Origin of the sequence: Flavobacterium sp. NRK F7 (assembly GCF_024054195.1) — a bacterium.
GTDB lineage: Bacteria > Bacteroidota > Bacteroidia > Flavobacteriales > Flavobacteriaceae > Flavobacterium.
On sequence record NZ_JAMXLB010000001.1, the window covers coordinates 445,079 to 459,122 of the forward strand.

10 protein-coding genes are annotated in these 14,044 nt (G+C 31.8%); 5 read left to right on the forward strand and 5 right to left on the reverse strand.

The window, feature by feature from the left end; all coding sequences use genetic code 11:
- Window positions 1-82: 82 nt before the first annotated feature.
- Entirely contained in the window at window positions 83-691 is a 609-nt protein-coding gene (locus tag NHF47_RS01780) for a superoxide dismutase (RefSeq protein ID WP_252763310.1), read from the reverse strand.
- Between the two features lie 109 nt (window positions 692-800).
- Between NHF47_RS01780 and NHF47_RS01785 the strand changes: the two genes are divergently transcribed.
- From NHF47_RS01785 to NHF47_RS01800, 4 genes are all read left to right on the forward strand, one after another.
- Window positions 801-3,959 (forward strand): exodeoxyribonuclease V subunit beta, encoded by a 3,159-nt coding sequence (locus NHF47_RS01785; RefSeq protein WP_252763311.1) that lies wholly within the window; start codon window positions 801-803, stop codon window positions 3,957-3,959.
- Between the two features lie 19 nt (window positions 3,960-3,978).
- The gene (gene kbl, locus NHF47_RS01790; protein WP_252763312.1) at window positions 3,979-5,175 is read left to right on the forward strand and encodes a glycine C-acetyltransferase; all 1,197 of its coding nucleotides are present in this window, start codon (window positions 3,979-3,981) and stop codon (window positions 5,173-5,175) included.
- Between the two features lie 101 nt (window positions 5,176-5,276).
- Complete coding sequence (locus NHF47_RS01795) at window positions 5,277-6,680, forward strand: OmpA family protein (protein WP_252763313.1); 1,404 nt, start codon at window positions 5,277-5,279, stop codon at window positions 6,678-6,680.
- A 63-nt stretch (window positions 6,681-6,743) separates the two neighbouring features.
- Window positions 6,744-9,530, forward strand: coding sequence for a PD-(D/E)XK nuclease family protein (locus NHF47_RS01800; RefSeq protein WP_252763314.1), 2,787 nt, complete (start codon window positions 6,744-6,746; stop codon window positions 9,528-9,530).
- Here the strand turns inward: NHF47_RS01800 and NHF47_RS01805 are convergent.
- A complete protein-coding gene (locus NHF47_RS01805) occupies window positions 9,527-10,309 on the reverse strand; it encodes an alpha/beta fold hydrolase (RefSeq protein WP_252763315.1) in 783 nt (260 codons plus the stop codon). The genes NHF47_RS01800 and NHF47_RS01805 overlap by 4 nt on opposite strands.
- Window positions 10,310-10,388: 79 nt before the next feature.
- On the opposite strand from NHF47_RS01805, the gene NHF47_RS01810 reads away from it, so the two are divergent.
- Window positions 10,389-11,372, forward strand: coding sequence for a YafY family protein (locus NHF47_RS01810; RefSeq protein ID WP_252763316.1), 984 nt, complete (start codon window positions 10,389-10,391; stop codon window positions 11,370-11,372).
- 25 nt (window positions 11,373-11,397) lie between these two features.
- Here NHF47_RS01810 and NHF47_RS01815 read toward each other — a convergent pair whose 3' ends face one another.
- The 3 genes from NHF47_RS01815 to NHF47_RS01825 all read right to left on the reverse strand — a co-directional run bounded on the left by NHF47_RS01815 (window position 11,398) and on the right by NHF47_RS01825 (window position 14,019).
- Entirely contained in the window at window positions 11,398-11,886 is a 489-nt protein-coding gene (locus tag NHF47_RS01815) for a DinB family protein (protein WP_252763317.1), read from the reverse strand.
- A gap of 177 nt (window positions 11,887-12,063) precedes the next feature.
- On the reverse strand, window positions 12,064-13,356 hold the full coding sequence (locus NHF47_RS01820; protein WP_252763318.1) for an aminopeptidase P family protein: 1,293 nt from the start codon (window positions 13,354-13,356) through the stop codon (window positions 12,064-12,066).
- Between the two features lie 72 nt (window positions 13,357-13,428).
- Window positions 13,429-14,019, reverse strand: coding sequence for a Crp/Fnr family transcriptional regulator (locus NHF47_RS01825; RefSeq protein ID WP_252763319.1), 591 nt, complete (start codon window positions 14,017-14,019; stop codon window positions 13,429-13,431).
- Window positions 14,020-14,044: the final 25 nt, after the last annotated feature.

Consider the following 14,044-nt stretch of genomic DNA (forward strand, 5'->3'; position numbering starts at 1 on the left):
TTTTTTTTGCCCCAAATTTTTTCAATTAAAAAGGGGGATTAAAACCTTTAATCCCCCTTTTTAATTGCTTGTTAAAAAAGCTTTATTTTTCCATTGCAAATCTTCTGGTGACTTCAGTCCAGTTAATTACATTAAAGAATGCCTCAATATAATCAGGTCTTCTGTTTTGATAATTTAAATAGTAAGCATGTTCCCAAACATCAAGTCCTAAAATTGGAGTTCCTCCACAACCAATTCCTGGCATTAAAGGATTATCTTGATTCGCTGAACTACATACTTCTAATTTACCATCTTTGTCTACACACAACCATGCCCAACCCGATCCAAAACGAGTCGCTGCAGCTTTTGCAAATTCTGCTTTAAAAGCGTCAAATGAACCAAAAGCAGTATCGATAGCAATAGCTAAATCACCAGTTGGTTTTCCTCCACCATTAGGAGACATAACTGTCCAAAACAAACTGTGGTTGTAAAAACCACCACCGTTATTTCTAACAGCAGCGTTATTCATATCTAAATTAATCAAAATATTTTCAATTGTTTTCCCTTCTAAATCAGTTCCTTCAATTGCATTATTAAGATTTGTAGTGTATCCATTATGATGCTTAGAGTGGTGTATTTCCATTGTTTTTGCATCAATATGTGGTTCTAATGCATCGTATGCATAAGGTAATTTCGGTAATTCGAATGCCATAATATTATTTTTTTTATAATTAGTATTAGTGAATTCAAAGTTATAAATTTAACTTTGGATTAAAAAATAGAAAGTAACTATACCTATATAATTAAGATAAATATAACATTTGAAAAAAGCAGCGTTTACTTTATATGATGCATCTGCAGGATCAGGAAAAACCTACACTTTAACAAAAGAATACTTAAAAATTGTATTCCTTTCAAAAGGTGATGAGGCCTATAAAAAAATTCTTGCTATTACTTTTACCAATAAAGCGGTAGAAGAAATGAAATCGCGCATTATAGACAGTTTACATGAATTTTCAAAAGACATTCCTTCTGTTAAAGCGGAAGCTTTTTTAAAAACGATAAGCATAGAAACTGGTTTATCTATTGCTACTGTAAAAGACAAATCAAAAGCCATTATCAAAAGCATTATTCATAATTATGCTGCTTTTGGAATTTCTACCATTGATAAATTTACACACAAAGTTATTCGGTCCTTTGCACAAGATTTAAATTTACCTCCTCATTTTGAAGTAAGCCTAGACACAGATACGCTCCTTCAGGAAGCTATTGATGTTTTAATTTCAAAAGTGGGAGAAGACGAGCAATTAACGAACCTGCTCATCGATTTTACAAAAGATAAAACGGATGAAGATAAGAATTGGGATATTTCCAACGAATTGTTTGAAATCTCAAAACTTTTAGTAAACGAGAACAATGCTAATGAAATTGATGCATTTCAAGAAAAGACTTTTGACGATTTTAAATACATTAAAACTATTTTAAAAGATAAAATTCAGTTTTACCAAGAGCAAAATAAAATTTTGAGTGCTGCCGGTTTTGATATGTTAGCATCCAATCAAATTTCATTAGATTCATTTTCAAGAAAAACCTTTCCAAATCACTTAAGTAAAATTGGTGAAAACACCTTATCCATTAAAGACAATTACAAATACCAATCTTTTGATGACATTGCTATAAATAAAAATGCTAAAGATAGAGACCAAATTGAAGCAATCGCTTCTGATGTATTAAAAATAATAGAAGAAAGCTATCAAAACATCTCTAAAATAGCCTTTTACGAAGCCTTTTTACAAAATATTAATCCGCTTTCCCTACTAAATTCCATCCATACGGAATTTAAAAAAATACAAGAAGAACAAAACATTTTATCGATTTCTGATTTTAATAAAATTATTTTCAACGAAATTCAGAATCAACCAGCTCCTTTTATTTATGAAAGATTAGGGGAAAAATACCGTCATTTTTTTATAGATGAATTCCAAGACACTTCTGTAATGCAATGGCAAAATTTAATTCCTTTAATAGACAATGCCTTATCCAGTGAAGATCATGGCGTCAAAGGAAGTTTAATGATTGTTGGTGATCCTAAACAATCTATTTACAGATGGAGAGGTGGAAAAGCAGAACAGTTTATTGAACTTAGTAAAGATCAAAACAACCCTTTTTCAAATAAAGACAAAGAAACCATCAAACTCGAAACCAATTATAGAAGTTATGAAGAGGTCATTCAATTCAATAATGATTTTTTTTCTTTTTTGTCTCAAAAATTTGAAAATGAAGATTATAAAAAATTGTATGCCGAGCATAGCTATCAAAAATCCAATGCTAAAAAAGGAGGTTATGTAAACCTTTCTTTTATAGATGTTTCAGAGGATGATAGTTCCAACAATGATGACGAACAAGAATACTCATTAAAAACAAAATTGTATCTAGAAAAAACCCTAGAAACCATTTATCAAGTCTTGCATGATAATTTTGAATACCGAGACATTGTTCTTCTGACCCGAAAAAAAATTGACGGTGTCTATTTAGCAAATTATCTTACTGAGAAAAGCATTCCTATATTGTCTTCAGAAACTTTATTAATTCAAAATGCAACCGAAGTAAAATTAATTTTAGATGTTTTAAAGTATTTAAAAAACAATAAAGATCAAGAAGCAAAGGTAAGAATGCTCTATTATATAGCAACTTATAATCAAAATAAATTACCCATCCACGATTTTATTGCAAGTACAAAAGATTTATCAGAAAACGCACTCGAAGCTTTTTTACAAACAATAAATATTGCTATTTCTTTTAAAAACTGTAAAAAGAAATCCCTTTATGAAGCGGTAGAAATTATTGTAGCCACATTTATTAAAGAAAAAGCGAATACTTCTTATGTACAATATTTTTTAGATTTGGTACTGGAACGTGACCAAAAAACACAATCAAGTATATCCGACTTTATCTATTATTGGGACAAAGTAGGATATAAAAAAAGCATTCCTTCCCCTGAAGGCAATAATGCAATCCGAATCATGACCATACACAAATCCAAAGGATTGGAGTTTCCAGTTGTAATTTACCCTTTTGCAGAAGAAAATTTTTCAGCCAATAGTAGAAATAAATTATGGATAGATTTTGATGAAGAAGAAGCAATTGATTTCCCTAAAGCATTGGTAAATCAGAAAAAAGATGTTGCACTGTATGGCGACAAAGCAAATGATATCTATTTTGAAAAGACACAAGAAGAAATTTTAGACATCATTAATGTTTTGTATGTAGCTTTAACAAGAGCAGAAGAACAATTGTATGTCATTTCCAATCATCACATTTCGAAAACAGGATTACCAAACAACCTTTCATCTTATTTCATTGAATTCCTTCAACAAATAAATCTTTTTGAAGAAGGTAAATTAAATTATGATTTTGGAAACTCAAAAAGAATTTCTTCCACACACTTCTTCACTGAAAACCAACAAAAAATCGAAGTTGTTATCGAAAAATTAAACAGTAGAAAAATTAAAATTGCTCAAAGAGAAGCTTTAATGTGGAATACAGACCAACAAAAAGCAATAGAATTTGGGAATCTACTTCATGAAATTTTATCTTATATTTCTACCAACTCAGACATCTCTAATGCGCTAACAAAAGCTATAGAAAACGGCTTGATTTTGAATTCGCAAAAAAATGATATCCAAACACAAATTCTACAAATTGTAAACCATCCACAATTGAAAGTCTTTTTTGATGGTGAAGGAATTGTTTTTAATGAACAAACCATTATAAAAAAAGGATATGGGAACGTAAAACCTGATAAAATTGTGGTAAAAGGAAAAAAAGCCTACCTTCTAGACTATAAAACGGGTCATCCAACTGATAAATACAAAAAGCAAATTAACGACTATGCTCAAATTATCGAAGAAATGAATTATGAAGTTGTAAAAAAAGTATTGGTTTACATTGGAGAAAAAATAGAAATAGTACTTTTGTAATCTAACAAACCTTATAAAAATGTACGGCAAAATACAACAACACTTACAAAACGAATTAAATTCCATACAAGAAAATGGACTATTTAAAAAGGAAAGAATTATTACGTCACCTCAAGGAGCAGAAATAAAAATTGCAACTGGAGAAACAGTTTTAAATTTCTGTGCTAACAATTATTTAGGTCTTTCTTCCCATCCTGAAGTAGTTCAAGCTGCTAAAGATGCTCTCGATTCTCATGGGTTTGGAATGTCATCGGTACGTTTTATTTGTGGTACTCAAGATATTCACAAAGAACTAGAGCAAAAAATAGCTCATTTTTATGGAACAGAAGATACCATATTGTATGCGGCAGCTTTTGATGCAAACGGTGGTGTTTTTGAACCTTTATTAGGAGAAGAAGATTGTATTATTTCTGACAGTTTAAATCACGCTTCCATCATTGACGGTGTTCGTTTGTGTAAAGCAGCTCGTTACCGCTACCAGAACAATGACATGGCAGATTTAGAAGCACAATTAATTAAAGCCAAAGAAGCAGGCCATCGTTTCAAATTGATTGTTACCGATGGCGTGTTTTCGATGGATGGATTAGTAGCTCCACTGGACAAAATTTGTGATTTAGCAGATCAATATGATGCCTTAGTAATGGTAGACGAATGTCATGCCGCGGGTTTTATAGGCGCCACCGGAAAAGGAACACTAGAAGCCAAAAAGGTTATGGGTCGTGTAGATATTATTACTGGAACTTTAGGAAAAGCTTTAGGTGGAGCTATGGGTGGATATACGACAGCTAAAAAAGAAATCATTGAAATACTGCGTCAAAGATCTAGACCATATCTCTTTTCAAACTCTTTAGCACCCTCCATCGTTGGAGCTTCCTTAAAAGTATTTGAATTATTAGAAAAAGACACTTCTTTAAGAGATACCTTAGAATGGAACACCAATTATTTTAAAGAAGGAATTAAAAAAGCAGGTTTTGACATTATTGATGGTGATGCTGCAATTGTCCCAGTAATGCTATATGATGCAAAATTATCACAAATTATGGCTGATGAATTGTTAAAAAAAGGGATTTATGTTATTGGATTCTTTTTTCCAGTTGTTCCAAAAGAAAAAGCACGAATCAGGGTACAACTCTCTGCTGCTCATACCAAAGAACATCTAGACAAAGCCATAAATGCTTTCATAGAAGTGGGTAAATCATTAAAAATAATAAGTTAAAAAGTAAATACCCCTTACTTTTTTTAACAAAACTTTTTGTATTTAAAAAAAAATAGTATTTTTGTTCTAATTATAACGCATTGTAATTTAATTAATAAAGTATGAAACATCTAAACAAATTATTTGCTGCTGGTTTATTGCTTGCTGGTTTATCAACACAAGCTCAGAACGGTGACAATCCATGGGCTGTGTCCTTTGGAGTAAACGCGGTTGATACCAAGGTAAGTGCCGAAGGTAATTCTAGCCCACAATTCATCCAATTAATCAACGCTGATGACAATTGGAACATTTTACCATCTGTATCTTATTTAAACGTATCTAGATATGTAGGAGATGGATTTTCTATCGGTTTAACAGGATCTGTTAATAAAATTGACAAATGGTTAGAAAGAGTACCTGGAACTGAAAGCACTGATGCTGTTTTAAATCCTGGTGACTTATCTTATTATGCAGTAGATGCTGTTATTAAATATAGTTTTCAAGATTTAATCAAATCTACTTGGTTAGACCCTTCTATCAACGTAGGTGGTGGTTATAACTTCTTTGGTGATGCATCTGCAGGTACTGTTAATGGAGGTTTAGGATTAACTTTTTGGTTCACTGAAAATGTTGGTCTTCAATTACAATCTGTTTACAAACATTCATTTGACGAAAACAGAGTAGCTGATGCTGATGTACCAACTCATATTCAACATTTTGCAGGTCTTTCTTTCAAATTTGGAGGTAAAGATACTGACGGTGATGGTGTTTATGACAAAGATGATGCTTGTCCAGAAGTAGCTGGTTTAAAAGCTTTAAACGGATGTCCTGATACTGATAAAGACGGTATTGCTGATAAAGATGATGCTTGTCCAGAATTAGCTGGTACTCCAGAAAACAATGGTTGTCCTGATACTGACGGTGACGGAATTATCGATCCAGAAGATGCTTGTCCAGAAGTAGCTGGTACAAAAATCATGAAAGGTTGTCCAGATGCTGACGGTGACGGTGTTGCTGATAAAGATGATGAGTGTCCTACTGTTAAAGGAGATAGAGCTAACAAAGGTTGTCCATGGCCTGATGGTGATGGTGACGGTGTATTCGATAAAGATGACGCTTGTCCTGAAGTAGCTGGTACTGTAGCTAACAACGGTTGTCCTGAAGTTTCTGATGAAGCTGTTAAAAAATTAAATGATTATGCTAAAACTATTTTATTTAATTCAGGTAAATCTACTTTCCAAAAACAAACTTACCCAGTTTTAGAAGCAATCACTGCTATCTTAAAAGAGTATCCAAATTCTAAATTCTCAATTGAAGGTCATACAGATTCTGATGGTGCTGAAGAAGCAAACCAAGTATTATCTACTTCAAGAGCGGAAGCTGTTAAAGCTTACTTAATTGAAAATGGAATTGATGCTACTAGATTAAGTGCTACTGGATTTGGAGAGAAATTCCCAATTGATACAAACAAAACTTCTAAAGGTAAAGCTAACAATAGAAGAGTTGAAGTGAAATTAGTAAAATAATTTCCAAATAAAATAAAATTAAAACGCTCCAAATAATCGGAGCGTTTTTTTTATTTTTATACTATGAATGATACTTTTCTAGATAAACTTTCAAAACACATTCTTGCACAATATAAAGATCATTTGCAAGAGATTATTATCGTTTTACCTAACAAAAGAGCTAAAGTTTTTTTATTAGATGCTCTACATAATCACACCAATCAAACTATTTTTGCACCGCAAATAATCAGCATTGAAGATCTTATTCAGGAAATTTCTGGCATCAGGTCAATTGATGCAATAGAAATACTTTTTGAGTTTTATGATATATATACTAAGATAACTCCTTTAGAAGAAGTACAACCTTTTACTACTTTTTCAAATTGGGCCAAAACTTTGTTGCAAGATTTTAACGAAATAGATCGCTATCTATTAGACCCAAATTTTGTCTTTTCTTACTTAAAAGATATTGAAGCGCTTAAAAGATGGGATTTACAACCCAAAGACACCACTTCTTTAATTGATAATAATTTACTCTTTTGGAAGAAAATTCCTGAATACTATACTTCTTTATACACCCATCTAAAAAATAAAAAATGCGGCTATCAAGGCTTAATCTATAGAGAATCTATTGCGCTTTTAAAAGATTATTCCAATAAAATAAATAATAAAAAATTAATCTTTGCCGGTTTTAATGCCCTTAACCAAGCTGAAGAAAAAATAATTTTGCATCTAATTTCTAATGAGCAAGCTTCTATCTATTGGGATATTGATGCTCATTTTATCAGCAATCCTTATCATGATGCCGGATTGTTCATTAGACGTTTTAAAAATCAATGGAAAAATTATGTAACGCAACCTTTCGAATGGATTTCTGAAGATTTTCAACAAGAAAAAAACATCCAAATAATTGGCACACCTAAAACTATTGGTCAAGCTAAAATAACTGGAAAAATAGTAGAAGAAATAATTTCAATTGATTCTAATTCCACTAAAACTGCAATCATTTTAGGAGATGAAAATTTACTTATACCTATATTATATGCGCTACCAAATTCAGTTAACGCATTGAATATAACCATGGGCTATTCAGGAAAAAATAACCCCGCTCAGTTATTAATCAGTAAATTATTCAAACTTCACACCAATGCAGTTAATAGAAATGCATCACATTACACCTTATATTATAAAGAAGTTTTAGAAATTCTAAATCATCCCTTAGTAGAACCTTACCTTCAAGTAGACGAACTTATCCAAACCATACACAATAATAATTTTACTTTTTTCTCAATAGAAACCTTGTTTCGCCTCAAAGAAGAAAAATACCCTAATCAAAAGAATACTTTTTTTGATTTGATATTCTTAAAATGGGAAAATGACCCAATTAGTATATTGAATAGAATAAGCAACATATTAGTAAGCATTAAATCCTTTTTAAATAATGAAAATGAAGAAGAAAAAATAAGCAAAACATTTGTTTATGCACTTTATAAAGTTATCAATCAATTGATAAATTATTGTGATAAACATGCCAATAAAATCAATGACACTGAAACTTTGTATGATATTTACAAACAAATTATTGATTTAGCAGAAGTTTCTTTTGAAGGAGAACCCTTAACCGGTTTGCAAATAATGGGCGTACTTGAAAGTAGAGTATTGGATTTTGAAAACATAATCATTACCTCAGTAAATGAAGGAAAATTTCCTTCTGGAAAATCTCAAAATTCTTTTATTCCTTATGATGTAAAACGAGAATTAGGTCTTCCAACTTATAAAGAAAAAGATGCAATTTACAGTTACCATTTCTATCATCTTTTGCATCGTGCTAAAAACATTTATCTATTATATAATTCAGACAATGAAGGCATAGATGCAGGTGAAAAAAGTAGATTTATAACGCAATTAGAAATCGAAAAGCAACCCAAACATATCCTGTCTCACAAAATTTACAATGCTGTTTTACCTGAAAAAGCATATAACGCTGTACAAGTTCCCAAATCGGATTTACTCATGGAGCGGTTACAAGAAATTGCAACTGAAAAAGGGTTTTCACCTTCTTCCCTTACATCATACATACGCAACCCTATACAGTTTTATTTTCAAAGAGTATTACGCATTAATGAGATGGATGAAGTGGAAGAAAACATAGCAGTAAACACCTTAGGAACTATTATTCATGAGGTATTAGAAGTTTTATATTATCCTTATTTAAACAAATACTTGTCTATTAAAGATATTGAAGAAATGCTTTTAAAGATTGATGCAATTACTTTAGAAAAATTTAAATTGGTGTACAAAGAAGGAGAAATCAAAAAAGGGAAAAATTTATTAGCCTTTGAAGTAGCGAAAAGAAATATCTACAACTTTTTACAAGTAGAAAAAAACACTGTTGAAGCTGGAGAAGCTGTTAAAATAATTGCACTAGAAGAAAAAATTGAAACCTTACTTGAAGATGAAAGACTTCCTTATCCTATTAAAATTGCTGGTAATGTAGATCGAATAGAACTTAGAGGAAATGTGATTCGAATTATTGATTATAAAACAGGAAAAGTTGATGGAAATGCGTTGAAAATAAATGATTTTGAAGCTTTGACTTCAGATATAAAAAATGAAAAAATAATTCAACTACTTTGTTATGCTCTAATGTTTAGAAATAAACCTGAATATGATTCCTACCCAATTGAAGCTGGTATCATTTCATTTAAAAATATGAAAGCGGGTTTCATGCCTTTTGGCTTAGGAAAAGGAAGAGGAGTAATTCCTCAAACTATGATTACAAATGAAATGTTAGAAGCATTTAAAACTGAAATCATTTCTTTAATTTTAGAAATACTCAATCAACAAAAACCTTTGAAGGAATCTATCTAGCATTTTTTCAAAAAAGATAAGAATTCCTTTTCTAGTTCTTGAACGTTTTCAAAATGACTCATATGTCCGCCATTAAATGTGACGAATACTACATTCGTACCTGCAACTTGTACTTTATTTTCTTCATAATTTAAAACAGGATCTTTTTTGCCTAATAGTAACATTTTAGGATATGAAGTAGTATGTAACAGTAATTCTCTACCCTTTCTAACTTTCATTCCTTCTTGAGCTGCTATGATACCTTGTAAGGGCGTTTGCAAGGCTTCTTTCTTTGCCCATTCAATTTCTTTTCTAAGTTTCTCTCTATTTGCTTCACTAAATAAATTAGCAACAGACATACTAATGGCGTTTTTATAATTTTGCTTTACTGCCAAGATAGCCCTATCTCTATTCGCTTTACGTTCTACACTATCTTCTTTGGCAGTCGAATTCATTAAAACAAGCCCTGCTATCCCTTCTGGATATAATTCGGCAAAAGCCAATGCGACATAACCTCCCATAGAATGCCCCATAACAACGACTTTCTCCAATTGAAGAAAATGAAGAATATGGTGTACTGCATCGGCCATGTCTTCCATGGTGTGAACATAGCCAATACATTCCGTTTCACCATGACCTAATAAATCAATACACACCACTCTATATTTAGGAAGCAATACAGGAACTAAATTATGCCACATTTTACTGTTTTCTAAAAACCCATGCAACAAAACAACAGCTAAACCTTCTCCTTCATCGGAATACGCAAGTGTACTATTTTTAAAATTGAGATGCTTCATAAGTGCAAAAATAGAATTTCAAAAGGAATACTAGAACTAATTTCTTTTAAATACTTACTTTTGAAAAAAGGATTTCTTTATGCAAGATGAATCACCAAAACGCTTCGATCGAATTGTCGCTATCCTAATACAATTACAATCCAAACGAATTGTAAAGGCTCAAGAACTGGCGGAACGTTTTGAAGTAAGTTTACGAACCATTTACAGAGATATTCGTTCTTTAGAAGCATCTGGGGTTCCTATTTATAGTGAAGCTGGTGTAGGTTATTCTTTAGTAGAGGGTTATCGTTTACCACCAGTAATGTTCACTCGTGAAGAAGCAAGTAGTTTTATTGCTGCTGAAAAGTTGATGGAAACGTTTATCGATAAAGAATTAGGAAAGCATTATGCTTCTGCAATGTTCAAAATAAAATCGGTTTTAAAAAATACTGACAAAGATTGGCTAACTTCTATCGAATCTAAAGTGATCATGCAACCTCCTTCTGTTAATCTGTTTAACGAAAAAGTACCAGAAGCCATGAGCATTCTTTTTAAAAGTATAGCCGATAAAAACCAAGTCAAATTAAATTACCAAGCATTTGACGCTGAAGAAGCTTCAGAAAGAAGCATTGAACCAGTAGGCATTTTTCACGACAATAACAATTGGTATATTTTTGGCTTTTGTCACCTAAGAAACGATTACCGTCAATTTAGAGCAGACCGAATTCAAGGCATTGAAATTAAAAATATTGCATTTACTAAGGAACACCAACCTTTAGAATTTTACTTAAATAAAGAAAAAGAATGTCCTACCACTAAAGTTGTCTTATTAGTAGATAAAAAAATTGGTAAATATTTAGATTTTGAAAAAAAATATCATGGCTTTGTCTCCCAAAGAAAAATAGGGCAACAGTTAGAAATGACTTTTTTAAGCAGAGATATTGAAAATGGATTTCCAAGATGGGTTTTAATGTTTGCCGATTATGCGACGATTATTGAACCACAGCACCTAAAAGACAGAATGTTGGAAATGCTTGAAATTTATAAAACAAACTTATTACAATACAACTCCGAAAACAACTAGTCATTTTCGGAGCTGTATGTATTAATTACGCTCTAGTCCAGAAAAAAGGAGGTGTAATTCCTAAAGCTCTTAAATAAACATAACCTTGTCCGCGATGATGGATTTCATTGTCAATGAAATAAAAAATATTTTCAATAATTGGAAATTCATATTGCCCAAAAAGATTGAATGTTTTTTCAAAATCTTCAATTGGAATTTGCTTAAAATACTGATTAATTTCAGCCGTTGCTTCGTCCCATTTTTGCAAATAAGCTGCTTTTGTTGCTAAATTTTCTACAGCTGCTTCCGAATAAGGCTGTTCGTCTCGATTAACAATTCCTTTTAATGCAGGAACACCAATGGCTAAAAGTTCGGATACTAATTTTGAAAAAGGACGCATGCCTCCAATAGAAAATTCAAAAAAATCTTTTTCTGGAAAAGCTTCGATTACATGTCTTGTTAAAGCGCGATGTCCTTGCCAATGTTTTAATAAATGTTCCGGGCTAATTACTTGTGGTACTGATACTGTGTTCATAATGTATGATTTATTGGATTACCTTACAAAGGTAAAGTCGGTTTATGACAACGGTTTGTCAGTAGGTTTTTGAGAGCATCAAAATATCGAAATAATTTTAACTTTGGTGTTTTCATAATAAAAAAACGACCCACAATTGTGAGTCGCTATTTACAATCTAATCTCTAATTATTTTTTCTAAGAATTCATTATCGATTCAATTTCGTCAGCCTCAATAGGAATATTACGCATCAAATTGAATGGCGCACCACTATTTTGGATAACCACGTCATCTTCTAAACGAATACCAAAACCTTCTTTTGGAATATAAATTCCAGGTTCCACTGTGAAAACCATATTCGCTTGCATCGGTTCATATAAAAGCCCATAATCATGCGTGTCTAATCCCATATGATGTGAAGTACCATGCATAAAATATTTTTTATAGGCTGGCCATTCCGGATTTTCATTTTGAACATCTGCTTTGTCTAATAAACCTAAACCTAATAGTTCGGAAGTCATGATTTTACCAACCTCAACATGATATTGTTTCCATAAAGTACCCGGAATCAACATTTTTGTAGCTTCATTTTTTACATTTAAAACCGCGTTGTAAACGGCTCTTTGACGCTCAGAAAATCTTCCAGAAACGGGAATGGTTCGGGTCATATCGCTTGAATAATTGGCATATTCAGCACCCACATCTAACAATAGTAAATCCCCTTCATGACATTGCTGATTGTTTTCAATATAATGCAATACATTCGCATTGTTTCCTGAAGCTATAATAGGTGTGTAAGCAAATCCTTTGGAACGGTTTCTTAAAAACTCATGTGCAAATTCAGCTTCAATTTCGTATTCCATTACATTAGGCTTCACAAAATTTAAAACTCTTCGAAACCCTTTTTCAGTAATATCACACGCTTTTTGAATTAAATCCAATTCTTCGCTTTCTTTTACAGATCGAATGCGCTGTAAAATAGGATTTGATTTTTCAACTTTATGCGCAGGATAATTTTCTTTCCACCATTTTACAAAGCGGGCCTCACGAGTTTCTGTTTCAATAGCGGCACGGTAATGCTCATTAGTATTGATATACATGGTTTCGGCATAAGCCATAATTTCTTTCAATGTTTTATGAAAGTCTTGTAACCAAATTACGGATTTAATTCCAGAAACTTCAAAAGCCCTCTCTTTGGTTAACTTCTCTCCTTCCCAAATAGCAATGTGCTCGTTCGTTTCTTTTAAGAACAAAATTTCTTTCAAATGTTCATAAGGAGCGTCTGGAAAAAGCAACAGAATACTCTCTTCTTGATCTACACCACTTAGATAAAAAATATCCCGATGTTGCGCAAAAGGTAAGGTGGAATCTGCTGATACAGGATAAATATCGTTTGAATTAAAAATAGCTACGCTATTTGGCTTCATTTGAGAAATAAATTTTCTACGATTCTTTATAAATAAGTCTTTGTCTATTTGATGGTATTTCATAATATAGTTTGTTTTTATATTTAATACATCAAAATTACGGACAATTCTTTTGAAAAAGGTAGCCAAATGGCTTTAATTTATATTTTTGCGAATGCGACTCATATGGCGTGTAGAAATTCCTAAAAAAGAAGCCAAATAATGCAAGGGAACTTCTTGAAGCAATTTAGGTTCATTGACCAATAATTTTCTGTAGCGTTCTTCTGGTGTTAGCGTTAACAAGTCAATGCGATAATCGTCAATTAAACAGATTTGTTTTTCTATTAAATGAAAGTAAAACTGATGAAACGCTTTATTATGGTGCAATAAGTAATTGAAATCCTCTAGAGTTATTACCCATAAAGTACTATCAACAATTGCTTTTATACTTTTTCTAGAAGACACTTTATGGAGAAAGCTATTTAAAGAAGTGGTGACGGTGTTTTTTAAAGCTAAATAAGTGGTTCGTTCCTCACCTTCTACATTAATAGCATGTTGCAAAATACCATTCTCCACAAAACAAAAATGACAGCAAATTTCATTTTGATTTACTAAAAACTCATTTTTCCTTACCTTCATTTTTTTAAAATAGGCTAATGCTTCAAGCACTTCATTTTCCAAAAAATCCTTGGGTAGTAAAGTCTTGAGAAAAACTTCTAAATTGTTTATTTTAGATAAAGTAGCCATAAGACACTTAATTATCCTCAAAAAT

Coding starts and splice junctions, on each gene's coding strand:
- NHF47_RS01780 (WP_252763310.1), bottom strand. CDS start 691: ATGGCATTCGAATTACCGAAATTACCTTATGCATACGATGCATTAGAA.
- kbl (WP_252763312.1), top strand. CDS start 3,979: ATGTACGGCAAAATACAACAACACTTACAAAACGAATTAAATTCCATA.
- NHF47_RS01795 (WP_252763313.1), top strand. CDS start 5,277: ATGAAACATCTAAACAAATTATTTGCTGCTGGTTTATTGCTTGCTGGT.
- NHF47_RS01800 (WP_252763314.1), top strand. CDS start 6,744: ATGAATGATACTTTTCTAGATAAACTTTCAAAACACATTCTTGCACAA.
- NHF47_RS01805 (WP_252763315.1), bottom strand. CDS start 10,309: ATGAAGCATCTCAATTTTAAAAATAGTACACTTGCGTATTCCGATGAA.
- NHF47_RS01810 (WP_252763316.1), top strand. CDS start 10,389: ATGCAAGATGAATCACCAAAACGCTTCGATCGAATTGTCGCTATCCTA.
- NHF47_RS01815 (WP_252763317.1), bottom strand. CDS start 11,886: ATGAACACAGTATCAGTACCACAAGTAATTAGCCCGGAACATTTATTA.
- NHF47_RS01820 (WP_252763318.1), bottom strand. CDS start 13,356: ATGAAATACCATCAAATAGACAAAGACTTATTTATAAAGAATCGTAGA.
- NHF47_RS01825 (WP_252763319.1), bottom strand. CDS start 14,019: ATGGCTACTTTATCTAAAATAAACAATTTAGAAGTTTTTCTCAAGACT.